Source organism: Citricoccus sp. I39-566 (assembly GCF_031432995.1).
Classification (GTDB): Bacteria; Actinomycetota; Actinomycetes; order Actinomycetales; family Micrococcaceae; genus Citricoccus; species Citricoccus nitrophenolicus_A.
Window position 1 is genome coordinate 2,329,508 of sequence record NZ_CP133842.1, and the last position, 23,066, is coordinate 2,352,573.

The window sequence follows — 23,066 nt, forward strand, 5'->3', positions numbered from 1 at the left end:
CGGGCAAAACGGCGGTGACCGGTCATGACCGGACATCCCGGCAGCGGATCGGTACACTGGAGGGGGTGTTCCGCGAGTTCCCGGGACCCCGTCCGTCATCCCCCTGCACCGTGAGAAGTAGATGCCCAGCACCCTTGATGCCCAGTCCGCCGGGACACCGGCGCCCACCAGCGCCCGTGGAGACCACCGGAAGATCGGATTCAAGCGCAAGGCGGCGGCCTACGTCTCGCTGACGAAGCCGCGGGTCATGGAGCTGCTGCTCGTCACCACGCTGCCGACCATGATCTTCGCGCAGCGCGGGTTCCCGGACCTGATGACCATGGTCGCCACCATGGTGGGCGGCGCCCTGGCGGCCGGCTCCTCCGCGGCGTTCAACTGCTACATCGACCGCGACATCGACAAGGTGATGAAGCGCACCGAGAACCGGCCCCTCGTCACCGGCGAGCTCAGCCCCCGCGAGGCCCTGGTCTTCTCGTGGGTCATCGGCGTGCTGTCCATCCTGATCCTCGGCTTCGGCACCAACCTGCTGGCCGCCGGGCTCGGGGTGGCCGCCATCTTCTTCTATGTGGTGGTCTACAGCCTGATCCTCAAGCGCCGCACCGAGCAGAACATCGTGTGGGGCGGCATCGCCGGCTGCTTCCCGGTCCTCATCGCCTGGGCCGCCGTCCGCGAGACCATCGAGTGGCCGGCCGTTGTCCTGTTCCTGATCATCTTCCTGTGGACGCCGCCGCACTACTGGCCGCTGTCCCTGAAGTACAAGCGCGACTACCAGGCCGCCGACGTCCCGATGCTGGGCGCCGTGGCCTCGGCCCGGATGGTCTCCAGCCAGGTGGTGCTCTACGCCTGGGCCACCGTGGCCTGCTCACTGCTGCTCGTGCCGCTGGGCTGGGCGGGCATCGTCTACACGGCCGTGGCCCTCGTGGCCGGCGGCTGGTTCGTGTACGAGTCCCACGTGCTGTACGCCGAGTCGCAGAAGCCCGAGTACAACGACAAGAAGGCCATGAAGGTCTTCCACCTCTCCATCACGTACCTGACGCTGGTCTTCGTGGCGCTGGCCGTGGACCCCTTCGTGGGCTCGCCGCTGATGCCGGTCCCGGGCGTCCTCGGCTGACGGCGAGAACTGGTCCGCTCCGCGCGTCTTCCTCGACGAGACCGATCCGGGCTACGGCTTCGTGTCCGCCGGGATTCCGGGACTCGGCCTCTGCGTGTTCCCGGGGCGCCGACGCAACGGGATCGGGCGCCGACGGCTGCAGTGGGCTCATGCCGAGGCGGGCACCAGAGGCCTACGGGCGGTGAGCCTCAGCGCGGAGCCGCAGAGCCCGGCCAGGAACCTTGACCTGGGCGTCGGATTCGTGCAGGTGCAGGGACCCGCCGAGGGAACCCTGGTCTATGACCTCGCCGCCGCAGCGGCCGGGCGCACCCGGTAGTCCGAGACCTGCCGGTCCCAGGCGGTCGTCATGGCCCACACCACGAGCCCGGTGCCCAGCATGTGCAGGATCACCAACCCGATCGGCAGACCGGTGAAGTGCTGCGTGTAGCCGATGACCCCCTGGAAGGCGATCACGGCGACCAGGGCCCAGGCCGAGATCCGCTGCAGCCGCGAGGACTGCTGGCGCAGCACCACCACGAGCAGGAGGACGGCCGCTGCCGTCATGACGTAGACGGGGAAGGCGTGCAGGCGGGTGACGACCAGCGGGTCGAAGTCGTGCCGGGGGGCGTCGGCGTCCCCGCCGTGGGGGCCGGTGCCGGTCACCACGGTGCCCAGGTACAGCACCACCCAGCCGGCCACGAAGATCACCCAGGCCAGGGCTCGGGAAACCGGCGACGTCGGCCCGTCCACCACGGCGGTCGGGTTCGCCGCGGACTGGCGGTGCCGCCATTCGGCGGCGACCCGGTTCACCAGCAGCGTGGCAAAGCAGACCATCACCGAGGAGACGAGGAAATGGAAGGCCACCACCCAGGGGTTGAGCTGGGTCCACACGGTGATGCCACCGACCACGGCCTGTGCGGGGATGCAGGCGAGCATTCCCACGGAGATCCAGAAGATGCTCGGGTGGGACTTCCGGAGGTTCCAGACCCACAGGAGCACCGCCAGGGCGGCCAGCCCCACCACGAAGGTCAGCAGCCGGTTGCCGAACTCGATGACGCCGTTGATCCCCATCTCCGGGGTGTTGACCCAGGAGTCGTCGGTGCAGGTCGGCCAGGTCGGGCAGCCGAGGCCGGAGGCGGTCAGGCGCACGGCACCCCCCGTGACGATGATGCCGATCTCGGTGACGAGTGAGATGACGGCGAGCACCAGGGTGCCCCGGGTGATGTCCCGCGGGGTGTATCGGCCGATGCCGGCATCGACCCGCCGCCAGAAGCGCCGCCAGGAGGAGGGAGGGGTGTCTGCGTTCGCGGACGGCCGCAGGGGCCGCGTGGGGGTACTCACGGATGTTCCTTTCGAATCAGCGCCACCTGAACCACCTCAGGGCGCCGCCGGTGGCCAGGATGCCCCAGCCGGTGAGGATGAGCAGTGCGCCCAGGTCGAGCGTCCCGGAGCCGAAGGCCGCCCGGAGCCCATCGCCCAGGGCGGCCGAGGGAAGGTAGGAGGCCATCACGGACAGCCAGCCGTGGCCGGGCACCGGGAAGGCGGCCCCGCCGACCGCGCCGAGCAGGACCCACAGCAGGTTGGTCAGCGCCAGCGTGGCCTCCGGCCGCGCCGTGCCGGCGATGAGCAGCCCCAGCGCCGTGAAGGACGCGGCCCCCAGGACGAAGAAGACCACCGCCCACACCACGCCGGCCGCCACAGGCTGCCAGCCCAGCAGGAGCCCGACGCCGCCGATCACCACCACCTGCAGCAGCAGGACGGCCAGCACCGCGCACGCCTTGCCCAGCACCAGCCCGACGGGACCGAGTGGCGTGGTGGACAGGTAGGCCAGCACGCCGTAACGCCGGTCGAATCCGGTGGCGATGCCCTGGCCCGTGAAGGCGGAGCTCAGCACCGCCAGGGCGAGGATGCCGGGCACGGCGATGTCCACGCCGCGGACTCCGGGCCCGTCCAGCATGCCGGACCACACCACGGCGAACAACGCCATCAGGGGCAGGACGAGGGAGAGGAGCAGCTGCTCGCCGTTGCGGACGGCAGTCACGGACTCGTAGCGGCCCTGGGCCGCGATCCGTCGAACCAGCGAACCAGCGTTGGCGTTGCCGGCGGGGGCCATTCGGCCGGCGCCCCGCTCGGGGGCGTGCGGGGTGGCGCGGTCGGTGGCGCTCACGGGGCGACCTCCAGGAAGACATCCTCCAGGGAGCGGTGGAGCAGCCGGACATCGGTAGGCATGATCCGGTGCTCACGCCACCAGGAGGTCAGGGCCGACCAGTCGTCGGGCGTGGTGATGCCCTCGATCCGGAAGGTGCATCCCGGCGGCACCGTGGTGTCCCGGTCCGCCCCTCCGGGTGGGGGTTCGGGGACGAGTCCCAGACCCGCCGGGAAACCCGCGATCGCCGCGGCGTCCACGGGCTGCGGGGCGGTGAAGTGCACCGGTGCGGGCGTCGAGCGGTCGGTCAGCTCGGCCACGGTCCCGGCCCGTTCGACCGTCCCGTTCCGCATCAGCACCACCTGGTCGGCGAGCCGCTCGGCGTCGTCCAGCAGGTGGGTGGTCAGCACCACGGCGAGACCGGAGTGCTTGAGATCGAGGATGAGGTCGAAGACCAGCTGCCGGGAGATCGGGTCGAGGCCGGCACTGGGCTCGTCGAGGAAGACGACGCGCGGCCGGCCGGCCAGGGCGGCGGCCAGCGCCACCCGCTGCTTCTGGCCCCCGGACAGGCGGCGGATGTCCCGGCCGGCGAACTCGTCGATGCCCAGCCGGCAGGTCAGGGCGGCCATGTCGGCTGGCCGGCGGTAGAGGGAGGCGACGTGGCGCAGCAGTCGTGCCGGCGTCGCCGAGGGCGGCAGGCCGCCGTCCTGGAGCATGACACCCACTTGGCTGCGCAGGGCGGGACCACCGCGCCAGGGATCCTCGCCCAGCAGGCGCACCGTGCCGGCGTCGGGCCGGTCCAGCCCCTGGGCGATGGTCAGGGTGGTGGTCTTCCCGGCGCCGTTCGGGCCGAGCAGCGCGGTGACCTGGCCGCCGCGGGCCTGGAAGTCCACGCCCTTCAGGATCTCCAGTGGCCCCCGGGGCGTGCGGACGGTCTTGCGGAGTCCCGCCAGGGACACGAGCACGGAAGAGGACGAAGGCACCCGTCCATGGTACCCGCGGCGAACGGTAGTTCTACGAAACGTAGAAGTAGCGCGCCAGGCAAGGTCTGCCTTACTTTCACCCGCGCGGGAATTAGGTAAACTAAGAGTTGTGTATTCCCCCCTTGAGATCGATGCGCCAGCGGGCGGCCCGGCCGACGGGCAGCGCGAGAGCACCCGCGACCGGGTGCTGCAGGTCGTCCTGACCCAGGGCCCGGTCAGCGCCGCACGCGTGGGCGAGGAACTCGGACTGACGGCGGCCGCCGTGCGCCGGCACCTGGACGTCCTCTCCGAGGAGGGGTCCGTGGAGGTCAAGCTCGTCTCCGGGAACCGAGGAGCCGGGCGCCCCTCCCGCCGCTACGTGGTCAGCCGCGCCGGCCAGTCGCGGCTCGGCAACGACTACCTCGAGGTGGCCGTCCAGGCGCTGGACCACCTCGGTGCGGCCGCCGGCCGGGACGCCGTCCGCGCCGTGGCCCGTGAGCGGTTCGCGGCCGTGGAGGAGCGGTACCGCCAGGCCATCGGCACCACCGCGGACCTCAAGGAGCGCACGCATGCCCTGGCCCGGGTCCTGGATGACGAGGGCTTCGCCGCGAGCGTGCGCACCGTGGGTCAGCCCGGCACCTCCACCGCCCCCGGCCAGCACACCCTGAGGGCCGCCCAGATCTGCCAGGGGCACTGCCCGCTCCAGGACCTGGCGGCACACTTCCCGGAGTTCTGCGAGGAGGAGACCGAGCTCTTCGCCCGCCTCCTCGGCGTGGACGTCCGGCGGCTGGCCACCCTGCCCGCGGGCGGACACGTCTGCACCACGCACATCCCCCTCGGTCGCGGCTGACGCGATCGGCGGCACGCCGCCCGGCCACCCACCAGTTTCCCATCAGACCAACAGACCATCAGCGCGATCACCAGAGAGGCTTACGATGACTGATCAGATCACCCAGGAGAACGCCGATCCCGGCGTGATCTCCGAGGTTCTCGAGAAGAATCCGGAGCTCAACGCCATTGGCGCCTACCAGTTCGGCTGGGCGGACCAGGACGATGCCGGCGCCAATGCGCGCCGCGGCATCAACGAGGACGTCGTCCGAGACATCTCGGCCAAGAAGGGCGAGCCGGAGTGGATGCTCAACCTGCGCCTCAAGGGCCTGAAGTACTTCGACCGCAAGCCGATGCCGACGTGGGGTGCCGACCTCTCCGGGATCGACTTCGACAACATCAAGTACTTCGTCCGCTCCACCGAGGGCCAGGCCAAGTCCTGGGAGGACCTTCCAGAGGACATCCGCAACACCTACGAGCGCCTCGGCATCCCCGAGGCCGAGCGTGAGCGCCTGGTCGCCGGCGTGGCCGCCCAGTACGAGTCCGAGGTCGTCTACCACCAGATCCGCGAGGACCTGGAGGAGCAGGGCGTCATCTTCCTGGACACGGACACCGGCCTGAAGGAGCACCCGGAGATCTTCAAGGAGTACTTCGGCTCCGTCATCCCCGTGGGGGACAACAAGTTCGCGGCTCTGAACACCGCGACCTGGTCCGGCGGCTCCTTCGTGTACGTGCCCAAGGGCGTCCACGTGGAGATTCCGCTGCAGGCCTACTTCCGGATCAACACGGAGAACATGGGCCAGTTCGAGCGGACGCTCATCATCGCGGACGAGGACTCCTACGTCCACTACATCGAGGGCTGCACCGCCCCGATCTACAACTCGGACTCCCTGCACTCCGCCGTCGTCGAGATCGTGGCGAAGAAGGGTGCCCGCGTCCGGTACACCACCATCCAGAACTGGTCCACCAACGTGTACAACCTGGTGACCAAGCGCGCCATCGCCGAAGAGGGCGCCACCATGGAGTGGATCGACGGCAACATCGGTTCCAAGGTCACCCAGAAGTACCCGGCCGTGTACCTCACGGGCGAGCACGCCAAGGGCGAGACCCTGTCCATCGCCTTCGCCGGCGCCGGCCAGCACCAGGACACCGGTTCGAAGATGGTGCACCTGGCCCCGAACACCTCCAGCTCGATCGTCTCCAAGTCCGTGGCGCGCTCCGGGGGCCGGGCGGCCTACCGTGGCCTGGTCCAGGTCATGGAGGGCGCCAAGAACTCGGCGAACTCCGTGGTCTGCGACGCGCTGCTGGTGGACACCATCTCCCGGTCGGACACCTACCCGTACATCGACATCCGGGAGGACGACGCCACCCTCGGCCACGAGGCCACGGTCTCGAGGGTCTCCGAAGAGCAGCTCTTCTACCTGATGAGCCGCGGGCTGTCCGAGACGGAGGCCATGGCCATGATCGTGCGCGGGTTCATCGAGCCCATCGCGCGGGAGCTGCCGATGGAGTATGCCCTGGAACTCAATAAGCTGATCGAATTGCAGATGGAAGGGTCGGTAGGCTGAGCGTGTCACAGACTGTCAACACCACTGAAGAATTGGACGCCCAGGGCGCGGGGGTGCCCGCCATCCCCGGTATGGGCGAGGAGGGCGAGACCCTCTCCACCACCGTGGCCGAGGCGTCCGACGCCGGCCACGCCTCCCACAACGTGCCCTCCGGTGCCGCCGTGGCCGGCGAACGCGGCGGGGCCAAGGCCGGCTCCTCCCGCGCGGACCGCGTCGCCAGCTTCGAGCTGGCGGACTTCCCGGCCCTGACGGGCCGCGAGGAGGACTGGCGGTTCACGCCGCTGAACCGCCTGGCCGGACTCCACCTGCCCGACGGCGACGAGTCCCGGCTCACCGGCCCGGCGCCGGCCGTGACGGTCTCGGAGCTGGACGGCGTCCGGGTCGAGACCGTGGACCGCTCGGACGCCCGGCTGGGCTCGGCCCTCACCCCGGACGACCGGGTCTCCGCCGCCGCGTGGGCCTCGTTCTCCCAGGCCACCGTCGTGACCATCGGGGCTGGCGTCGAGGTCGGGACCCCGGTGCGGATCGACATCGCCGGGACCTCCGAGGAGGCCGCGGCGCAGCACCTGCTGATCGTCGCCGAGCCGAACTCGCGCGCCGACGTCGTCCTCCGCCACACCGGCACCGCCCGGGTGGCCCAGAACGTCGAGTTCGACGTGCAGGACGGCGCGGGACTGAACGTGACCAGCCTCCAGGCCTGGGACGCCGGTGCCGTGCACGTCTCGGCCCAGCAGGTGAAGGTCGGCAAGGACGCCCGCATCAAGCACGTGGCCGTCTCCTACGGCGGATCGTTGGTCCGCCTGACCCCGACCTCCCGGCTCGCCGGCCAGGGCGCCGAGACCGAGATGTTCGGCCTCTACTTCGCGGACGCTGGCCAGCACCTGGAGCAGCGCCTGTTCGTGGACCACGCCGTGCCGAACGCGAAGTCCAACGTGCTGTACAAGGGCGCCCTGCAGGGTCAGGACGCGCACACCGTCTGGGTGGGCGACGTGCTGATCCGCAAGGAGGCCGAGGGCACGGACAGCTACGAGAAGAACCAGAACCTCGTGCTCTCCGAGGGCACCCGGGTGGACTCCGTGCCGAACCTGGAGATCGAGACCGGGCTGATCGAGGGGGCGGGCCACGCCTCCTCCACGGCCCAGTTCGACGACGAGCAGCTGTTCTACCTGATGGCCCGCGGCATCGAGGAGAAGGACGCCCGCGAGCTGATCGTGCGCGGCTTCCTCAACGAGATAATCCAGAAGATCGGGATCGCCGACGTCGAGGAGACGCTCCTGGACCAGATGGAGTCCGAGCTGCAGGTGGCCAGCCTCTGATGGCCGCCGGACAGCGCGTGTGTGCCACCGCGGAGATCGGCACGGAGGAGGCCCGGCGGTTCACGATCGACGGGATCGACGTGGCCGTGGTCCGGGCCTCCGACGGCTCGCTCCACGCGCTGGCCGACACCTGCTCGCATGAGGAGGTCTCCCTCTCGGACGGCTTCGTCGAGGGCTGCGCGCTCGAGTGCATCGGGCACGGCTCGGCCTTCGACCTCGTGACCGGCGCTCCCAACGTGCCGCCGGCCACCGAGCCCGTGGCCGTCTACGCGTTGACGGTGGAGGAGGACTCCGTGTGGGTCGACACCTCCACCGTGCTGAACCAGACCGCATCGACCTCGTAACCCACCACCCACCAGAACTTCCCGCCGGCTGCACCGGCGAACCCGCAAGGAGAACACGAATGTCCACCCTGGAAATCAAGGACCTGCACGTTTCCATCGAGACCGAGAGCGGTCCCAAGGAGATTCTCAAGGGCGTCACCCTCACCATCAACACCGGTGAGACTCACGCCATCATGGGCCCGAACGGCTCCGGCAAGTCCACCCTGGCCTCCACGATCGCCGGCCACCCGCGCTACGAGGTGACCTCCGGGTCCATCACCCTGGACGGCGAGGACGTGCTGGAGATGTCCGTCGACGAGCGCGCCCGCGCCGGCCTGTTCCTGGCCATGCAGTACCCGGTCGAGATCCCCGGCGTCACCATGACCAACTTCCTGCGCACCGCCAAGACCGCCATCGACGGCGAGGCGCCGTCCCTGCGTCACTGGACCAAGGACGTCAAGGCCGCCATGGAGGATCTCAAGATCGACCCGGCCTTCGCGGCACGCAACGTCAACGAGGGCTTCTCCGGCGGCGAGAAGAAGCGCGTGGAGATCCTCCAGCTAGAACTGTTCAAGCCCAAGTTCGCGGTGCTCGACGAGACCGACTCCGGCCTCGATGTCGACGCCCTGCGCGTGGTGTCCGACGGCGTCAACCGCGCCCAGGACACCGGCACCATGGGCACCCTGCTCATCACCCACTACACGCGGATCCTGCAGTACATCAAGCCGCAGTTCGTGCACGTCTTCGTGGACGGCCGCGTCGCCGAGTCCGGCGGCGCCGAGCTGGCCGACCGCCTCGAGGCCGAGGGCTACGAGCGCTACGAGGCCGCCGCGGCCGGAGCCTGAGAACCCTTCAAGGAGGCTGAGATGACCACCGAAGCACCGCAGACCGAGCTGGACGACGTCCGCGAGGCCCTGCATGACGTGATGGACCCCGAGCTGGGGGTGAACGTGGTGGACCTGGGGCTGCTCTACGGACTGCACTACGCCGAGGACGGCGCCCTGATCCTGGACATGACCCTGACCACGGCCGCCTGCCCGCTGACGGACATGATCGAGGAGCAGATCGGCCAGGCCATCGGCACCATGGTGGACGAGTGGCGCCTGAACTGGGTCTGGATGCCGCCGTGGGGTCCCGAGCGGATCACCGACGACGGCCGCGAGCAGATGCGGGCCCTCGGCTTCAACATCTGATCCCCCAGCACCAAGTGACCGGACCCCCACCGAAGTGACGGGGTCCGGTCACTTTGTGCTTTAAGGGCCGGGCAGCCCCCGCGCGGCCAGGGCCTCACCGGTGGCCCGGGCGTGGCCCACGGTGGCGACCAGGACGGGGCCCATCAGCCGCACCGGTCCCCGGCGCAGCCCGCGCGAGGCCAGCGCCTCCGCGTTCCGCCGGACGGCACCGCCCACCCAGGGGATGGACCGGATCATCACGTTCACGGCCAGCGCGGCGGGCCCGGGGTGGACCCCCAGGGGCCGCAGGACCTCGAAAAAGGTCTCGAGGCCGTCAAGCAGCTCCGTCCCCGGTGTGGTGATGACGAGCAACCGGGCCGCGGCCAGGGCGCCGAACACGGCGGCGACCACCACCAGGGCCGGGCCGAGCGCGTCCAGGGGAGCGGCCGCCGTCGGGCCCCAGACCCCGGAGACGAAGCGGGCCACGCCCGCGAAGAGCAGCAGGGGCCAGCCGCGGCGCCAGGGCGCCAGGAAGTCCCGGGGGAGCAGGGCCGCCAGGTAGAGGCCCAGCACCACGGCGAGGGCGGCGGCCACCACCACGGGGTGCCGCCAGAACACGAGCACGGCCGAGAGCATCAGTAGGACCACGTACTTGGCCCACAGCGGGCAGCGGTGGATGACGGTGGTCCCGGGCCGGTAGTCCAGCAGGTTCATGGCCGCACCCCGGGCCCGCTCCGCCTGGACTGCACGTCCCGGCGGTACCAGTCGACGGCGGCCGGGCCGGGGGCATCGTGGGCGATCCGCCCGCCGGCCACCACGAGACAGCGTTCGGCCTGGGCCGCGAAGTCCAGGTCATGCGTGGTGTACACGAGCTGGGCGCAGCGGCCGGTGCCCGGCAGGGACAGCAGCAGCTCCTGCACCTGGAGCGTCCACTCCAGGTCGAGCAGGGTCGTGGGCTCGTCGGCCACCAGCAGCACGGGATCCGTGGCCAGCACGGAGGCCAGTGCCAGCCGCTGCCGCTGCCCTCCGGAGAGGTCGTAGATGCTGCGGTGCGCGAGCCCGCCCAGGCCATGCTCCTCCAGCAGCGCGACGGCGGCCGCGCGCCGATCGCCGCGGCGGCGGTGGGTGCGGCGCAGGGACAGCTCGAGATCCTCCCCGGCCGTCGGCATGACCAGCTGGACGAGGGGGTCGGTGAACACGAACCCGGTGCGGGCACGCACCGCGGAGGTGTCCTCGGCGGCATCCAGGCCGTGCACGGTGACGGTCCCGGCGCTGGGCGTCACGAGGCCGTTGAGCAGCCGGACCAGGGTGGACTTGCCGGAGCCGTTGGCACCGATCACGGCCACGGTGGGCTCGGTGACCACGAGGTCGATCGGTCCCAGCACGCGGACGGTGCCGACGTCGCCGCCGGTCTGCTGGCCCGGCCCGGGGGCCGACCCCGGCAGGTCCACCACTACGTCCCGCAAGCGCAGCCCGTCCGTTCCGCCCGTTCCCCGCGGCGCAGCCACGGCGTTCAGAAGCGCCGCAGGGCCAGCGCGGGGAAGGCCCGGATCACGGTGGCGGCCACCGCCGTGGCCAGGAGGTTCTTGACGACGTCACCGGGCCAGAAGAGCAGGTCCGCGCCGATCGCCGTCGGCAGGTCCAGGTCGAGCGCCAGCATCATCCCGGCGATGCCCAGCGGGTGCACCACCACGAAGGAGCCGATCATCGCGCTGAGCCAGACCAGGGTCCACCAGCCGAGGCCCATCCGGCCGGTCCCACGCTGACGCCTGGCCGCGGCCGCCTGCCCCCACCTCAGGACCAGGCTGGACAGGGCACCGGACAGCGCCGCGGCGAAGGGGAAGGCCAACAGATACCCAGCCGAGGGACCCGCCAGGACGCCGAAGCCGGCGTTGAACCCGGAGAAGACGGGCAGCCCCACGAGCCCCACCACCACGTACAGGGCCACGGAGAGGAAGCCGAGCCGGGCCCCGAGGATCAGCCCCGTCAGCATGACCGCGAAGGTCTGGAGCGTGATCGGCACGCCGAAGCCACCCACCGGGATCGGCGGGAGCATGGAGCACACGGCGATCAGGGCGGCGAAGACCCCGGCCAGTGCCACCTGGGTGGGAACGGCCAGGGGCCTGCGGCCCGCGGCGGATGCGGTCTGGGTCACGGGGTCTCCTGCGGTGCTGGGCGTGCGCCCGGCGTTGACTGCGCCGGTAGACTTGACGGGTTCCGCCAGCCATGCCGGACAGTCTATTCACCCCAAGGAGTCCTCCCCGTGCTTGCCGTCACAGACCTCGAACTACGTGTGGGGGCCCGGCTCCTCATGGACGGGGTCACGTTCAAGGTGGACAAGGGTGACAAGGTCGGCCTGGTGGGTCGCAACGGCGCCGGCAAGACGACGCTCACCAAGGTCCTCGCCGGCGGCGGGCAGCCGACCGGCGGCCACGTCTCGCGCCGCGGCACGATCGGCTACCTGCCCCAGGACCCCAAGGTCGAGGACATGGACCAGACGGCCCGTGACCGCATCCTCTCGGCACGCTCCCTGGACCAGATCATCCGCCGCATGCGCCAGGCGGAGGACGACATGGCCAACCCGGATGACGCCATCCGCGAGAAGGCGATGGGCCGGTACGGCCGGCTGGAGGCGGAATTCACGACGTCGGGCGGTTACGCCGCGGAGTCGGAGGCCGCCACGATCTGTGCGAACCTCGGCCTGCCGGACCGCATCCTGGACCAGCCGCTGCACACCCTCTCCGGTGGTCAGCGGCGCCGCGTGGAGCTGGCCCGGATCCTGTTCTCGGACGCGGACATCCTGCTCCTCGACGAGCCCACCAACCACCTGGACCACGACTCGATCGTGTGGCTGCGCGAGTTCCTCAAGGCCTACCAGGGCGGATTCATCGTCATCAGCCACGATGTGGACCTGATGGAGATGACCGTCAACAAGGTGCTGTACCTGGACGGGAACCGTCAGGTGATCGACACCTACAACATGGGCTGGAAGAACTACCTGCTGCAGCGGGAGCAGGACCAGGCCCGCCGCAAGCGCGAGTACTCCAACGCGGAGAAGAAGGCCACGCACCTGATGGAGCAGGCCAACAAGATGCGCGCCAAGGCCACCAAGGCGGTGGCCGCCCAGGGCATGATCAAGCGCGCCGAGCGCATGATGCAGGGCCTCGAGGGGGAGCGGGCGGCGGAGAGGGTCGCCGCGATCCGGTTCCCGGAACCCGCCAAGTGCGGCAAGACCCCGCTGAAGGCGGAGGACCTGTCCAAGTCGTACGGCTCACTGGAGATCTTCAACGGCGTGGACCTGGCCATCGACCGCGGTTCCCGCGTGGTGATCCTGGGGTTCAACGGCGCCGGCAAGACGACGCTGCTGCGGATGCTGGCCGGGATCGACCAGCCGGACTCCGGCGAGGTGATCGCCGGCCACGGACTCAAGCTCGGCTACTACGCCCAGGAGCACGAGACCCTGGACACCGACCGCTCGGTCCTGGAGAATATGCGCTCCGCCGCCCCGGACCTGGGGGACACCGAGGTGCGCAACGTCCTGGGCTCGTTCCTGTTCCAGGGCGATGACGTGGCCAAGCCCGCCGGGGTGCTCTCCGGTGGCGAGAAGACCCGCCTGGCGCTGGCCACCCTCGTGGCCTCCAGTGCCAATGTGCTGCTGCTGGACGAGCCGACCAACAACCTGGACCCCGCCTCCCGGCAGGAGATCCTCAACGCCCTGCGGACCTACCAGGGGGCCGTGGTGCTCGTGACGCACGACGAGGGCGCCGTGGAGGCCCTGGACCCGGAGCGCGTCGTGCTGCTGCCGGACGGCGTGGAGGACCACTGGAACAGCACCTACCAGGACCTCATCACGCTGGCGTGACCGTCACCGTGTGACCTTCACCGGCGGGACTCCGCCGCATCCAGCAGGGCGTCCTCCGCCTCCTCGTCCGTGGGCCGTCCGCCGCGGCGCCGCACCGGCTTGGGCCGGGGAGGCCGGTAGGCCGAGATGTAGCCGTCGTCCTCGGTGAGCCCGAGTTCCCGGTCGTCGCGGTCGTTGACGGCCCGTTGCCGGGCCATGTAGCCCCACACGATGAAGCTCATGAGCCCGAACAGGAACCACTGCAGGGAGTAGGACAGGTGCGGGCCCTCGTCCAGGGTCGGCGGCACCAGGGTCTGGGGGCGGGTCTGCGGTGCGGGGTCCTCCTCCACCATCTCGCCGTAGGCGGTGTCTGCCACCGGGTAGCCGACGCTCTGCTCGAAGGCCACGAGGTCGATCGAGGCCAGCTGCCCCTCGGGGGCGTCGCGGCCGATGTCCGGCTCGCCGGGCTTCGTCCGGACCACCACGGTGACCTCGTCCTCGGGAGGCGCGGGGACGGCGTCGGGCCTGCCGGCCGTGTTGCCGATGGGCAGCCAGCCGCGGTTGACCACGATGGTCTCTCCACCGTCCGCGCGGAAGGGGACCAGCACCTCGTACCCGGGCTTGCCGGCCTTGGGCCGGTTCCGCACGATCCGCGTGTCCTCCTCGACGTACTCGCCGGTCATGCTGACGGGGGTCCACTCCTGGGGGGCCCGGAACGCGGTGAAGAGGCCGGCGTTCCCGGCCAGGGGCACCGGCGCGTCGTCGTAGTTCTCCAGGACCTTGTTGATCTCGGTCACCGCCTCCATGCGGCGGTCCATCTGCCACTGGCCGAGCAGGGCGCAGGCCATGGAGAAGATCACGCAGAACGCCAGTCCGCCGAGCCACTGCGGGCTCAGGACGAACCTGAAGTCCAGCTTGGCCCTCTTGGTGCCCGGGGCCGCCGGCTCGTCCGTCACGGGGGGTTCCTCCGTCATCTGGGTCATGCGTCTCCCTCTGCCGTGGGGCCGGGGCTCCGGTCAGCGTCCAACGGCAACACGTCCTTCAGCAGCCCACGGGACCGCAGGTAGTCCGCCAGCCAGTCCCGGTGCTCGGGACAGGCCAGCCAGGTCTTGCGGCGCTCGGGGGCATGGATCCTCGGGTTGTTCCACTCCAGTCGCCAGATCGCCTCGGAGCGGCAGCCCTTCCGCGAGCACTCGCGCCGCGTGGGTCCGGCGGCGCCGGTGCCCGACGACGGCCGGCCGGTTCCGGCGGGGGCGTCCGGCCCGGCCGGTGGGCGCGTCCCATCGAGGGATCCCAGCAGGTCGTCGTGTCTCATGCGGCCCGGTCATCGGGGTGGATGGCCTCACCCTGGATCGTCTCCGGGGCCGCGGTCAGCTCGAGGCGGGAGCCGAGCTCCGGGGCGGCCGGTGGGGCCGGCGGCACGGCGTCCACCATCGAGCCGTTCGAGACCGTCCCGTTGTTCGCCAGGACCACGGCCAGGTACGGCAATACGATCGCGGCGATGAAGAGCACGATCTGAACCCATCCGGTGGTGAAGAACGCGCCGATGAAGCAGGCCGTGCGGATGGCCATCTGCCAGGCGTAGCGGGCGAACCGCGCATCCCGGTCCACGTGCCCGGCCTCCGGGGCGCTGGTGATGCGCTGGACACCCTCGCCAGGATCCCGGCGCGGCGAGTGCCCGGCGCGGTGGCCGGTCTCGGCGTGGCGGGTGGTCATGGGGGATGCTCCTGGGTTGCCGGGGTCGGTGCCGGATGATCCTCTCATTGTCCCACTTTCCGTCCTAGAGTGGAGCACCGAGAACGTGATCTGACCAACCGTCCCAGGAGGACCCCCCGATGGCCGAGTCCAGTACACCCACCACCGCCTCACCCACACCGGACACCGGCCAGGTGCCGGCGGGGCGCAGCGTGCTCGTGACCGGCGGCAACCGCGGCATCGGCCTGGCGATCGCCCTGGCCTTCCGGGACAACGGGGACCGGGTGGCCGTCACCTCGCGCTCGGGCCAGGCGCCCGAGGGGCTGTTCGCCGTGCAGGCGGACGTGACGGATGCCGACTCCGTGGACCGGGCCTTCTCCGAGGTCGAGGCGGCGCACGGTCCGGTCGAGGTGCTCGTGGCCAACGCCGGCATCACGCAGGACCAGCTGTTGCTGCGGATGTCCGAGGAGGACTTCACCTCGGTGCTCGACACGAACCTCACCGGAGCCTTCCGCGTGCTCAGGCGTGCCTCCAAGGGCATGATCCGGAAGAAGAAGGGACGCGTGGTGCTGATCTCCTCGGTGGTCGGCCTCATGGGGTCACCGGGCCAGATCAACTACTCCTCGTCCAAGGCCGGGCTCGTCGGCATGGCGCGGTCCCTGACGCGGGAGCTCGGCTCGCGCAACATCACCGCGAACGTGGTGGCGCCGGGCTACATCGACACCGAGATGACGCAGGCCCTCGGCGAGGACCTGCAGAAGCAGTACAGGGCGCAGATCCCCGCCGGCCGCTTCGCCGAGCCCGCCGAGGTCGCGAACGTGGTCCGCTGGCTGGCCTCGGAGGAGGCCTCCTACATCTCCGGCGCCGTCATCCCCGTCGACGGCGGCCTCGGGATGGGACACTGAGGGCCATGACTTCCGAGCACAGCGCACAGCGTCCCCTCCAGAACACGCCCTCCGAGCCGGCCCCCGACCTCGCCGGCCGGGGCGCCATCGTCACCGGGTCCAGCCGCGGCGTGGGCGCGGACACCGCCGCCCTGCTGGCCGGTCGCGGGGCCGGCGTCGTGGTCAACTACCGCCAGAAGGCGCCCCGGGCGAACAAGGTCGTCGCTGGGATCGAGGCGGCCGGCGGCCGGGCCGTGGCCGTGGGCGCGGACATCACCACGGCCGAGGGCCGCCAGGCCATGGTGGACGCTGCTGTGACGACCTTCGGCTCACTGGACATCCTGGTCCTCAACGCCTCCGGGGGCATGGAGACCACGCTGGGGGAGGACTACGCCATGGTCCTGAACCGCGACTCGCAGGTGGCCATGTTGGACGCCGCGCTGCAGGTCATGCCGGCCGGGGGACAGGTGGTCTTCGTGACCAGCCACCAGGCCCACTTCATCGATGCCGTGCCCACCATGGACTCCTACCTGCCCGTGGCCCAGTCGAAGCGGGCCGGCGAGGTGGCCCTGCGCGAGCGGATCCCCGCACTGCGGGAGAAGGGCATCGGCTTCGTGGTGGTCTCCGGTGACATGATCGAGGGCACCATCACCGCCACCATGCTCAACCGGGCCGAGCCCGGCGCGATCGAGGCCCGCCGCGAGGCCGCGGGACGGTTGTACTCGGTCGGGGAGTTCGCGGCCGAGATCGCCGCTGTGGTGGGTTCTGCCGGCCGGGACCTGCCGGCCGGGCACACCGAGTACGTCGGCGGGGCCGAGGACTTCCTGGCCGTGGCCGGGGACCCGGACCACCGGTGATCCGGTCCTGGGCCGGTCCTGTTCCAGGACTGGTCCAGTCCTAGAGGCCGGCCAGCACCCGGATGACGTCCAGGGTCGGCACGTCCAGTTCGACGTCCGCGTGCTCGCGCAGGGCCGGCTTGGCGCAGAACGCCACGGCCAGGCCGGCGGCGTCGAGCAGGTCGATGTCGTTCGCGCCGTCCCCGGCCGCCACCACCCCGGCGCGGTCCACCCCGGCCTCCGCCGACCACTCACGCAGCATCTCGGCCTTGACGGCGCGGTCGACCACCGTGCCCAGCACGCGACCGGTCAGCCGGCCCTCGACGACCTCGAGGTCGTTGGCCCGGTAGCGGTCCAGCCCGAGGTCCTGGGCCAGGGGCGCCAGCACCTGCGTGAATCCTCCGGAGACCGCGCACACCTGCCAGCCGGCCGTGTGGAACGCGTCGATCACCTCGCGAGCCCCCGGCTGCGGCTCGACGGCGGCCACCACGTCCTCGATCACGGCGGCCTCCAACCCGGCCAGGGCCTTCACCCGGTGGTGCAGGGACTGGGTGAAGTCCAGTTCTCCGCGCATGGCGGCCTCGGTCACCGCCGCCACCTCGGCCTCGCGACCGGCGTGGGCGGCCAGCAGCTCGATGACCTCCTGGCGGATCAGGGTCGAGTCCACGTCCATCACCAGCATCTTGGGCGCCGCCTCCCGGACGGCGGCCGGCACCACGGCCAAGGCGTGGCCGGCGGGCAGCAGGGCGGGGTCGGGCCGGCCGCCCGCCTCGCCGGCCGGCACCTGCCAGCGCCAGCCCTGGAACCCGACGCCGGCCACCGGCTCGGCATGGGCCGGCACCGAGGCGGGGGTCGCCGTCGGGTCCGCGGACGCCTCCTCACCGGGAACGGCCGGGACGGCCGTGGCGGCGTAGACCAGGACCAGGTCCGTGCCGGGGGAGGAGGGAAAAGTAAGCGGCATGCCGTGGCCTTTCGTGCTTCGGAGGGTGGTTCTAGCCTAGTGTTTGGAACATGACCAGCCCTTTCCCCGAGTCCCAGCGCGCCGCCACGGAGTCCGAATGGTTCACCCCCTCGGGTGAATCGGTCCTGGAGATGGCCGGGGTCGGCATTCGCCGCGGGAGCAAGGAGCTGCTGAAGGACGTGTCCTGGCAGGTCCAGGACGGCGAACGCTGGATCATCATGGGCCCGAACGGGGCCGGCAAGTCGACCCTGCTGCAGGTCGCCTCCACCCGCATGCACCCGACCACGGGCATGGTGGGCATCCTCGACGAGGTGCTCGGGGCCGTCGACGTCTTCGAGCTGCGACCCCGCATCGGCCTGTCCTCCGCCGCCCTCGCCCAGCAGCTGCCGGGCCGGGAGACGGTGCTCAACGCCGTGCTGACGGCCTCGTGGGGCGTCATGGGCCGGTGGAACGAGGACTACGACTCCGTGGACGAGGAGCGGGCCAGGCGCCTGATCTGGCAGTGGGGCCTGCGAGGCTACGAGGACCGGCGGTTCGGCACCCTGTCCGAGGGAGAGCGCAAGCGCGTCCTCGTGGCCCGCGCCCTGATGACCGACCCCGAGCTGCTCCTCCTGGACGAGCCGGCGGCCGGGCTCGACCTGGCCGGACGCGAGACCCTGGTGCGTGCCCTGACGCGGCTGGCGGCCGATCCCGACGCGCCCGCGCTCGTCCTGGTGACCCACCATGTGGAGGAGGTCCCGCCGGGCTTCACGCACGCGCTGCTGATGCGTCAGGGCGGCGTGGTGGCGGCCGGTCCGCTGGAGGCGACCCTGACCGAGGACAACCTCTCGGCCGCCTTCGGCCTGCCCCTCCGGGTCACCGTGACCGACGGCCGGTACACGGCCGTGGCCCGCTGACCGCCGGCCGGGCTGCCGCGCGTGGATCTCATGGAACTCCTGGGCCTGGACGTGATGGGCCTGGACCTGTGGCAGGTCGTCCTCATCCTGCTCGCCGGCTTCTGGGCCGGGACCATCAACACCGTGGTCGGTTCGGGCACGCTGGTGACCTTCCCCGTGCTGGTGGCCATGGGGTTTCCCCCCGTGACCGCACAGATCTCGAATGCCATGGGCCTGGTGGCCGCGGGGGTGTCCGGGGTGTTCGGGTTCCGCCGCGAGCTGGCGGCCTCCCGGAAGGTCCTGCCCGCGCTGACGTCCGCCTCGTTGGCCGGCGGCGTGCTCGGGGCCTTCCTGCTCATGGTGCTGCCCGAGGAGGTCTTCGGCGTGGCGGCCCCGATCCTGATCGCCGTGGCCATCGGCTTCGTGCTGTTCCAGCCGACCCTCTCCCGGTGGGTCCGCCGACGGAAGGCCGGAGAGGCCGGGGGATCCGCAGCGGCCGGTTCTGACCCGCTGGCCGGGCCGGAGGCCCCCACGGGGCCCGTGTCCCCGGTGCTGTGGGTGCTGATCTTCTGCGCCGGCGTGTACGGCGGCTACTTCGTGGCCGCCCAGGGGGTGCTGTTGCTGGGCATCATGGGGGTCTTCCTGTCCGGTGCCCTGGTCTACTCGAACGCCATCAAGACCTGGCTGTCCCTGGCGGTGAACCTCATCGCGGCCGTGTCCTACCTGCTTTTCGCGTTCGACCGCATCGACTGGCGGGCCGTGCTGCTGATCGCCGTGTCGTCGATGATCGGCGCGAGCCTGGGGGCCCAGATCGGCCGACGCATCAAGCCGTTCTGGCTGCGCGTGGTCATCGTGGTGGTCGGCGTGGCCGGACTGGTGAATATGGTCTGGCCGCTGGTGACCGGTGGCTGAACCGCCGGGCGTCATCGACCTGGACGGTGCCGACGATCCCCGGGTCGCGGAGTACAGCCGCCTGACCGACGCGGCTCTGCGCCGGCGCACCGATGCCGCCCACGGCATCTACCTGGCCGAGTCCTCCGCCGTGGTCCGCCGTGCCCTGGCCGCCGGTCATCACCCACGCTCCTTCTTCCTGGCCCACCGGTACCTGGACTCGATGGCCGATGTCTTCGCCGCCCACCCGTCCGTGCCGGTCTACACCGGGACCGATGAGGTGCTGGAGGCGATCACCGGCTTCCACCTGCACCGGGGTGCACTGGCCGCCATGGACCGTCCCGCGCCGCTCTCGCCAGATGAGGTGCTGGCCGGGGCCCGGCGTGTCGCCGTGCTGGAGAACGTCTCCGACCACACCAACCTCGGGGCGATCTTCCGTTCCGCCGCCGGGCTCGGCGTGGACGCGATCCTCGTCAGCCCGGAAGCGGCCGACCCCCTGTACCGCCGCAGCATCCGGGTCTCCATGGGAACGGTCTTCAGCATCCCGTGGGCCCGGGTGGGGGAGGCCGACGGCCGGGGCCGCGCCGCGTGGCCCGCCGCCCTGGAGCAGTTGAGGGCCGAAGGGTTCACCGTGGCGGCCCTGGAGCTGAGCGAGTCGGCCGTGGAGCTGGACGACCCGGCGCTGCGGGACCATGAACGTCTCGCCCTCGTGTTGGGTGCCGAGGGCCCCGGGGTCACGTCGGCCGCCCTGGCCGCGTGCGATCTGCACGTGAAGATCCCCATGGCACCCGGGGTGGACTCTCTCAACGTGGCCGCGGCCAGTGCCGTGGCCTTCTGGGAGCTCCGTGCCCGTGCGTGATAGAGTGAATGGCTGGCCGTACCGCGGTCAACCACACTTGCTCCTCACAGCTGCTGGCAAAATCCAGTGGCGTCAACGAAGGATTCCCATGAAGACTGACATCCATCCCGAGTACCAGCTGGTGATCTTCAACGATCTGGCCTCCGGCGAAAAGGTCCTGACCCGCACCACCGCCACGTCCAAGAAGACGATGGAGTGGGAAGACGGCAACACCTACCCCGTGATCGACGTGGAGATCTCCGCGGCCTCCCACCCCTTCTACACGGGCAAGCAGCGGATCATGGACACCGCCGGCCGCGTGGAGCGCTTCAACGCCCGCTTCAAGGGCTTCGGCGGCAAGAAGTAGACGACACCGCCCCTTCGGATACCCCAGCACACCGGGGCCGAGCCGGGACCACTCCTGCGTGAGGACGGTCCTGACCGGCCCCGGTTCTGCTTTAAGCCACGGAAGCTGTCCCGGGAGCTTTAGACATCCAGCACGGGGAAGTAGCCGGTGCCCTGCGCCTCGTCCTCGTCGGCGTCCCGGGGGCGGCCGCTGCCGTCCCCCTGGGCGCTGTGCCGCACGGAGACCACGCAGCCCAGCACGGCCATGAACAGCATGATGATCCCCAGGGGATTCGAGAGGGCGGCGGCGGCCCCCTCGGCCCCGGACCCGGCCCAGGAACCGAGCACGGAGGAGGCCCCCTCGCCGACATCGGGAAGGGTGAAGCCGAGGGCGATGCCGCAGCCCCAGGAGATCACCAGGATCGCGCTGGCCCGGAGCGAGGGATAGCGCGCGGGGCGGCGTGCCGGCACGGCGAGAGCCACCACGGACAGCACGAGCAGCGCCGGCGCCAGCGTGGCCGCATAGACCGGTGTCAGGGAACCGGCACTGTCCGTGAGAAACCGCCCGCCGACAAGCCAGAGCGGCACCGCCACGGCGAGCAGCCAACCGGACCGGGCCGTCCAGCGGCGGAAGGTCCCGGCCGGCGGGGGAGCGATGCTGGAGACCTCGGTGGTGGACACCTTCCGATCATATCGAGGCGTCACCACACCCCCGACGTCCCCCGCCGGTGCGATCCCAGCAGGTGGGTGTCCACGATGCCCACCGCCTCCATCAACGCGAACACCGTGGTGGGGCCCACGAAGGAGAACCCCCGCGACTTCAGCTCCTTGGCCGCCGCCACGGACTCGGGGGAGCGGCTGGGAACGTCCTCGGTGGTGCGGGGCTCGGGCGTCCGTTCAGGCTGGAAGGACCAGAGCAGCTCCGCCAGGCCACCCTCCGCCCGCAGGTGCCTCGTGGCCTGCGCGTTGCCGATGGTCGCCAGGATCTTGGCCCGGTTGCGGATGATCGCGGCGTCCTCCAGCAGCCGCGCCACGTCCCCGTCCCCGAATCCGGCCACGGCGTCCGCGTCGAAGTCGGCGAAGGCCCGGCGGAAGGCCGGCCGCTTGCGCAGGATCGTGGCCCAGGAGAGCCCGGATTGGAAGGCCTCCAGGCTGAGCCGTTCGAACAGGCCCTGTTCGTCCCGGACCGGCATGCCCCACTCGGAGTCGTAGTACTCCCGCAACAGCGGATCCCGGGACGCCCATACGGGACGGGCCAGGCCGTCCTCACCCACCACGAGGCCGTCCGCCGAGCCGCTCATGCCGCCTCACGCTCCAACTCGAGCAGGGTGGTCTTGGCGTCCAGGCCGCCCAGGTAGCCGCCCAGGGCGCCGTCCGAACGCACCACCCGGTGGCAGGGCACGATCACGGGCAGGGGATTCGTCGCGCACGCCGTGCCGACGGCCCGCACGGCACGGGGGTTCTCCAGCCGTCCGGCGAGGTCGCGATAACTGATCGTCCGGCCATAACCGATGGCCGGAAGCTCCCGTTGCACGGACAGCCGGAACCCGGAGGACAGGACGAAGTCGACGGGGGTCTCGAACTGGCGACGCCGACCGGCGAAGTACTCGTCGAACTCGCGGGCCACCGCATCCAGCTTCCACGGCGCGTGCAGCAACCGCGGACTGACCCTCTCGGCCACCGCGGACAGGACCGCGGGGAAGCCCTCGCGCTCGAAGGCCACGCGCACCACGCCGTGGTCCCCGGCGATCACCAGCAGACGACCCACCGGCGAGTCCACCACGCGGTAGGCCAGCTCCAGCAGGCCCTCCTGGTCCGCGCGGCGGGAGAGCCGGTCACGCAGCACCCTCAGGTCTGCCTCCGCCACGGAGAAACCGCCCGCGAGGCGATCCCCGGTCATCTCGGTGCTGTTCATCATGTGCTCCCTCATTCCGCTCCCATCCTCTCCGGTGTCCACTGCCGGCGCAGGGCCCTGATGCCGTCGGAGGAGGCCCTCCGGACGGACTCGGGGCTCCCGCCGATCAACGCCGCGGTGTCCGCATGGGGCAGGCCACCGAGATAGTGGTAGGCCACCGCGAGCCGCTGCCGTTCCGGCAGGGCGGCCACGGCCGACCAGACCTCCACGCCATGCTCCACGGCATCAGACGCTATGGAACCGACCGCCGGCCCGCGCTCGGGGAGCTCGCCAAGCGGCACCGCCCGGCGGTTCCGCCCCCGGACCACGTCGATCGCCTTGCGTCCGGCCACGCGCACCAGCCACGGCTCCAGCGGCATCAGCGGGTCGAGCTCCGGCCACTGCCTCAGGGCGGCGATGAACGTCTCTTGCCAGGCGTCATCGGCATCCGGCCCCGGTCCGAGCACGGCACGGCAGACCTTCAGCACGGTGCCCCCGTGCCGCTGGACGGCCTCTTCGAACGGTTCTCTCATCGTCATCACACAGTAGACGCGCCAGCGCCGGTGGATGTGAGGTGTGGAAGGTGAGGTGTGGATATCCG

Annotated in this window: 28 protein-coding genes; 14 read left to right on the forward strand and 14 right to left on the reverse strand. The window is 70.9% G+C overall.

Annotated elements, in window-relative coordinates; translation table 11 throughout:
• Positions 1–121: 121 nt before the first annotated feature.
• The gene (locus RE421_RS10665) at positions 122–1,111 is read left to right on the forward strand and encodes a heme o synthase (RefSeq protein ID WP_309809541.1); all 990 of its coding nucleotides are present in this window, start codon (positions 122–124) and stop codon (positions 1,109–1,111) included.
• Positions 1,112–1,387: 276 nt separating this feature from the next.
• On the opposite strand, the gene RE421_RS10670 is transcribed toward RE421_RS10665, so the two are convergent.
• From RE421_RS10670 to RE421_RS10680, 3 genes are read right to left on the reverse strand one after another with little or no spacing between them, the layout of a single operon-like run.
• On the reverse strand, positions 1,388–2,431 hold the full coding sequence (locus RE421_RS10670) for a COX15/CtaA family protein (RefSeq protein WP_309809543.1): 1,044 nt from the start codon (positions 2,429–2,431) through the stop codon (positions 1,388–1,390).
• Positions 2,432–2,447: 16 nt separating this feature from the next.
• A complete protein-coding gene (locus tag RE421_RS10675) occupies positions 2,448–3,203 on the reverse strand; it encodes an ABC transporter permease (RefSeq protein ID WP_309817301.1) in 756 nt (251 codons plus the stop codon).
• Between the two features lie 50 nt (positions 3,204–3,253).
• Positions 3,254–4,219 carry an ABC transporter ATP-binding protein gene (locus tag RE421_RS10680; protein WP_309809545.1) on the reverse strand — a complete coding sequence of 322 codons (966 nt, stop codon included), beginning with the start codon at positions 4,217–4,219 and terminating at the stop codon, positions 3,254–3,256.
• A gap of 109 nt (positions 4,220–4,328) precedes the next feature.
• Here RE421_RS10680 and RE421_RS10685 point away from each other — a divergent pair, with 109 nt between their 5' ends.
• The 6 genes from RE421_RS10685 to RE421_RS10710 all read left to right on the forward strand — a co-directional run bounded on the left by RE421_RS10685 (position 4,329) and on the right by RE421_RS10710 (position 9,426).
• A complete protein-coding gene (locus tag RE421_RS10685; RefSeq protein WP_309809547.1) occupies positions 4,329–5,048 on the forward strand; it encodes an HTH domain-containing protein in 720 nt (239 codons plus the stop codon).
• 85 nt (positions 5,049–5,133) lie between these two features.
• Positions 5,134–6,594 (forward strand): Fe-S cluster assembly protein SufB, encoded by a 1,461-nt coding sequence (gene sufB / locus RE421_RS10690; protein ID WP_309809548.1) that lies wholly within the window; start codon positions 5,134–5,136, stop codon positions 6,592–6,594.
• 2 nt (positions 6,595–6,596) lie between these two features.
• Positions 6,597–7,910 carry a Fe-S cluster assembly protein SufD gene (sufD, locus tag RE421_RS10695; protein ID WP_309809550.1) on the forward strand — a complete coding sequence of 438 codons (1,314 nt, stop codon included), beginning with the start codon at positions 6,597–6,599 and terminating at the stop codon, positions 7,908–7,910.
• The gene (locus RE421_RS10700) at positions 7,910–8,254 is read left to right on the forward strand and encodes a non-heme iron oxygenase ferredoxin subunit (RefSeq protein WP_309809552.1); all 345 of its coding nucleotides are present in this window, start codon (positions 7,910–7,912) and stop codon (positions 8,252–8,254) included. The genes sufD and RE421_RS10700 overlap by 1 nt, the downstream gene beginning before the upstream one ends.
• Positions 8,255–8,313: 59 nt before the next feature.
• Entirely contained in the window at positions 8,314–9,078 is a 765-nt protein-coding gene (sufC, locus tag RE421_RS10705; protein ID WP_309809554.1) for a Fe-S cluster assembly ATPase SufC, read from the forward strand.
• A 21-nt stretch (positions 9,079–9,099) separates the two neighbouring features.
• Entirely contained in the window at positions 9,100–9,426 is a 327-nt protein-coding gene (locus RE421_RS10710) for a metal-sulfur cluster assembly factor (RefSeq protein ID WP_309809556.1), read from the forward strand.
• 60 nt (positions 9,427–9,486) lie between these two features.
• Here RE421_RS10710 and RE421_RS10715 read toward each other — a convergent pair whose 3' ends face one another.
• Genes RE421_RS10715 through RE421_RS10725 form a run of 3 tightly spaced genes read right to left on the reverse strand, consistent with a single transcriptional unit; the run spans position 9,487 to position 11,560 of the window.
• The gene (locus RE421_RS10715) at positions 9,487–10,119 is read right to left on the reverse strand and encodes a CbiQ family ECF transporter T component (protein ID WP_309809558.1); all 633 of its coding nucleotides are present in this window, start codon (positions 10,117–10,119) and stop codon (positions 9,487–9,489) included.
• On the reverse strand, positions 10,116–10,913 hold the full coding sequence (locus RE421_RS10720; RefSeq protein WP_396134486.1) for an energy-coupling factor ABC transporter ATP-binding protein: 798 nt from the start codon (positions 10,911–10,913) through the stop codon (positions 10,116–10,118). The genes RE421_RS10715 and RE421_RS10720 overlap by 4 nt, the downstream gene beginning before the upstream one ends.
• 5 nt (positions 10,914–10,918) lie before the next feature.
• Complete coding sequence (locus tag RE421_RS10725) at positions 10,919–11,560, reverse strand: biotin transporter BioY (RefSeq protein WP_309809561.1); 642 nt, start codon at positions 11,558–11,560, stop codon at positions 10,919–10,921.
• A gap of 108 nt (positions 11,561–11,668) precedes the next feature.
• Here RE421_RS10725 and RE421_RS10730 point away from each other — a divergent pair, with 108 nt between their 5' ends.
• Positions 11,669–13,267, forward strand: coding sequence for an ABC-F family ATP-binding cassette domain-containing protein (locus tag RE421_RS10730; RefSeq protein WP_309809563.1), 1,599 nt, complete (start codon positions 11,669–11,671; stop codon positions 13,265–13,267).
• Positions 13,268–13,284: 17 nt separating this feature from the next.
• Here RE421_RS10730 and RE421_RS10735 read toward each other — a convergent pair whose 3' ends face one another.
• Genes RE421_RS10735 through RE421_RS10745 form a run of 3 tightly spaced genes read right to left on the reverse strand, consistent with a single transcriptional unit; the run spans position 13,285 to position 14,962 of the window.
• Positions 13,285–14,220, reverse strand: coding sequence for an SURF1 family protein (locus tag RE421_RS10735; RefSeq protein ID WP_309817307.1), 936 nt, complete (start codon positions 14,218–14,220; stop codon positions 13,285–13,287).
• Positions 14,221–14,225: 5 nt separating this feature from the next.
• Positions 14,226–14,561, reverse strand: a complete 336-nt coding sequence (locus RE421_RS10740; RefSeq protein ID WP_309809565.1) for a hypothetical protein — start codon at positions 14,559–14,561, stop codon at positions 14,226–14,228.
• Positions 14,558–14,962 carry a DUF3099 domain-containing protein gene (locus RE421_RS10745; RefSeq protein WP_309809567.1) on the reverse strand — a complete coding sequence of 135 codons (405 nt, stop codon included), beginning with the start codon at positions 14,960–14,962 and terminating at the stop codon, positions 14,558–14,560. The genes RE421_RS10740 and RE421_RS10745 overlap by 4 nt, the downstream gene beginning before the upstream one ends.
• A 119-nt stretch (positions 14,963–15,081) precedes the next feature.
• Between RE421_RS10745 and RE421_RS10750 the strand changes: the two genes are divergently transcribed.
• Together RE421_RS10750 and RE421_RS10755 are read left to right on the forward strand one after the other, a co-directional pair.
• A complete protein-coding gene (locus tag RE421_RS10750; RefSeq protein WP_309809569.1) occupies positions 15,082–15,846 on the forward strand; it encodes a beta-ketoacyl-ACP reductase in 765 nt (254 codons plus the stop codon).
• Positions 15,847–15,851: 5 nt separating this feature from the next.
• A complete protein-coding gene (locus RE421_RS10755; RefSeq protein WP_309809571.1) occupies positions 15,852–16,682 on the forward strand; it encodes an SDR family oxidoreductase in 831 nt (276 codons plus the stop codon).
• Between the two features lie 40 nt (positions 16,683–16,722).
• Here the strand turns inward: RE421_RS10755 and serB are convergent, their stop codons facing one another.
• Positions 16,723–17,622: a phosphoserine phosphatase SerB gene (gene serB / locus RE421_RS10760; RefSeq protein WP_309809573.1), complete on the reverse strand. Its 900-nt coding sequence runs from the start codon at positions 17,620–17,622 to the stop codon at positions 16,723–16,725.
• Positions 17,623–17,753: 131 nt separating this feature from the next.
• On the opposite strand from serB, the gene RE421_RS10765 reads away from it, so the two are divergent.
• The 4 genes from RE421_RS10765 to RE421_RS10780 all read left to right on the forward strand — a co-directional run bounded on the left by RE421_RS10765 (position 17,754) and on the right by RE421_RS10780 (position 20,593).
• Positions 17,754–18,518, forward strand: coding sequence for an ABC transporter ATP-binding protein (locus tag RE421_RS10765; protein WP_309817310.1), 765 nt, complete (start codon positions 17,754–17,756; stop codon positions 18,516–18,518).
• Between the two features lie 30 nt (positions 18,519–18,548).
• A complete protein-coding gene (locus RE421_RS10770) occupies positions 18,549–19,409 on the forward strand; it encodes a sulfite exporter TauE/SafE family protein (RefSeq protein ID WP_309809575.1) in 861 nt (286 codons plus the stop codon).
• Complete coding sequence (locus RE421_RS10775) at positions 19,402–20,247, forward strand: RNA methyltransferase (protein ID WP_309809577.1); 846 nt, start codon at positions 19,402–19,404, stop codon at positions 20,245–20,247. Before RE421_RS10770 ends, RE421_RS10775 begins: the two co-directional genes overlap by 8 nt.
• An 88-nt stretch (positions 20,248–20,335) precedes the next feature.
• Positions 20,336–20,593 carry a type B 50S ribosomal protein L31 gene (locus RE421_RS10780; RefSeq protein ID WP_309809580.1) on the forward strand — a complete coding sequence of 86 codons (258 nt, stop codon included), beginning with the start codon at positions 20,336–20,338 and terminating at the stop codon, positions 20,591–20,593.
• 119 nt (positions 20,594–20,712) lie between these two features.
• Here RE421_RS10780 and RE421_RS10785 read toward each other — a convergent pair whose 3' ends face one another.
• From RE421_RS10785 to RE421_RS10800, 4 genes are read right to left on the reverse strand one after another with little or no spacing between them, the layout of a single operon-like run.
• The gene (locus tag RE421_RS10785; RefSeq protein WP_309809581.1) at positions 20,713–21,252 is read right to left on the reverse strand and encodes a hypothetical protein; all 540 of its coding nucleotides are present in this window, start codon (positions 21,250–21,252) and stop codon (positions 20,713–20,715) included.
• Positions 21,253–21,272: 20 nt separating this feature from the next.
• Positions 21,273–21,872: a DNA-3-methyladenine glycosylase I gene (locus tag RE421_RS10790; RefSeq protein ID WP_309809583.1), complete on the reverse strand. Its 600-nt coding sequence runs from the start codon at positions 21,870–21,872 to the stop codon at positions 21,273–21,275.
• The gene (locus RE421_RS10795) at positions 21,869–22,486 is read right to left on the reverse strand and encodes a methylated-DNA--[protein]-cysteine S-methyltransferase (protein WP_396134648.1); all 618 of its coding nucleotides are present in this window, start codon (positions 22,484–22,486) and stop codon (positions 21,869–21,871) included. The genes RE421_RS10790 and RE421_RS10795 overlap by 4 nt, the downstream gene beginning before the upstream one ends.
• 11 nt (positions 22,487–22,497) lie before the next feature.
• Positions 22,498–22,998, reverse strand: a complete 501-nt coding sequence (locus RE421_RS10800) for a sigma-70 family RNA polymerase sigma factor (protein WP_309809587.1) — start codon at positions 22,996–22,998, stop codon at positions 22,498–22,500.
• Between the last annotated feature and the right edge of the window lie 68 nt (positions 22,999–23,066).

Coding starts and splice junctions, on each gene's coding strand:
- RE421_RS10800 (WP_309809587.1), bottom strand. CDS start 22,998: ATGAGAGAACCGTTCGAAGAGGCCGTCCAGCGGCACGGGGGCACCGTG.
- RE421_RS10700 (WP_309809552.1), top strand. CDS start 7,910: ATGGCCGCCGGACAGCGCGTGTGTGCCACCGCGGAGATCGGCACGGAG.
- RE421_RS10790 (WP_309809583.1), bottom strand. CDS start 21,872: ATGAGCGGCTCGGCGGACGGCCTCGTGGTGGGTGAGGACGGCCTGGCC.
- sufC (WP_309809554.1), top strand. CDS start 8,314: ATGTCCACCCTGGAAATCAAGGACCTGCACGTTTCCATCGAGACCGAG.
- RE421_RS10750 (WP_309809569.1), top strand. CDS start 15,082: ATGGCCGAGTCCAGTACACCCACCACCGCCTCACCCACACCGGACACC.
- RE421_RS10755 (WP_309809571.1), top strand. CDS start 15,852: ATGACTTCCGAGCACAGCGCACAGCGTCCCCTCCAGAACACGCCCTCC.
- RE421_RS10710 (WP_309809556.1), top strand. CDS start 9,100: ATGACCACCGAAGCACCGCAGACCGAGCTGGACGACGTCCGCGAGGCC.
- RE421_RS10675 (WP_309817301.1), bottom strand. CDS start 3,203: ATGGCCCCCGCCGGCAACGCCAACGCTGGTTCGCTGGTTCGACGGATC.
- RE421_RS10765 (WP_309817310.1), top strand. CDS start 17,754: ATGGCCGGGGTCGGCATTCGCCGCGGGAGCAAGGAGCTGCTGAAGGAC.
- serB (WP_309809573.1), bottom strand. CDS start 17,622: ATGCCGCTTACTTTTCCCTCCTCCCCCGGCACGGACCTGGTCCTGGTC.
- RE421_RS10735 (WP_309817307.1), bottom strand. CDS start 14,220: ATGACGGAGGAACCCCCCGTGACGGACGAGCCGGCGGCCCCGGGCACC.
- RE421_RS10740 (WP_309809565.1), bottom strand. CDS start 14,561: ATGAGACACGACGACCTGCTGGGATCCCTCGATGGGACGCGCCCACCG.
- RE421_RS10770 (WP_309809575.1), top strand. CDS start 18,549: ATGGAACTCCTGGGCCTGGACGTGATGGGCCTGGACCTGTGGCAGGTC.
- RE421_RS10780 (WP_309809580.1), top strand. CDS start 20,336: ATGAAGACTGACATCCATCCCGAGTACCAGCTGGTGATCTTCAACGAT.
- RE421_RS10795 (WP_396134648.1), bottom strand. CDS start 22,486: ATGAACAGCACCGAGATGACCGGGGATCGCCTCGCGGGCGGTTTCTCC.
- sufB (WP_309809548.1), top strand. CDS start 5,134: ATGACTGATCAGATCACCCAGGAGAACGCCGATCCCGGCGTGATCTCC.
- RE421_RS10665 (WP_309809541.1), top strand. CDS start 122: ATGCCCAGCACCCTTGATGCCCAGTCCGCCGGGACACCGGCGCCCACC.
- RE421_RS10715 (WP_309809558.1), bottom strand. CDS start 10,119: ATGAACCTGCTGGACTACCGGCCCGGGACCACCGTCATCCACCGCTGC.
- RE421_RS10745 (WP_309809567.1), bottom strand. CDS start 14,962: ATGACCACCCGCCACGCCGAGACCGGCCACCGCGCCGGGCACTCGCCG.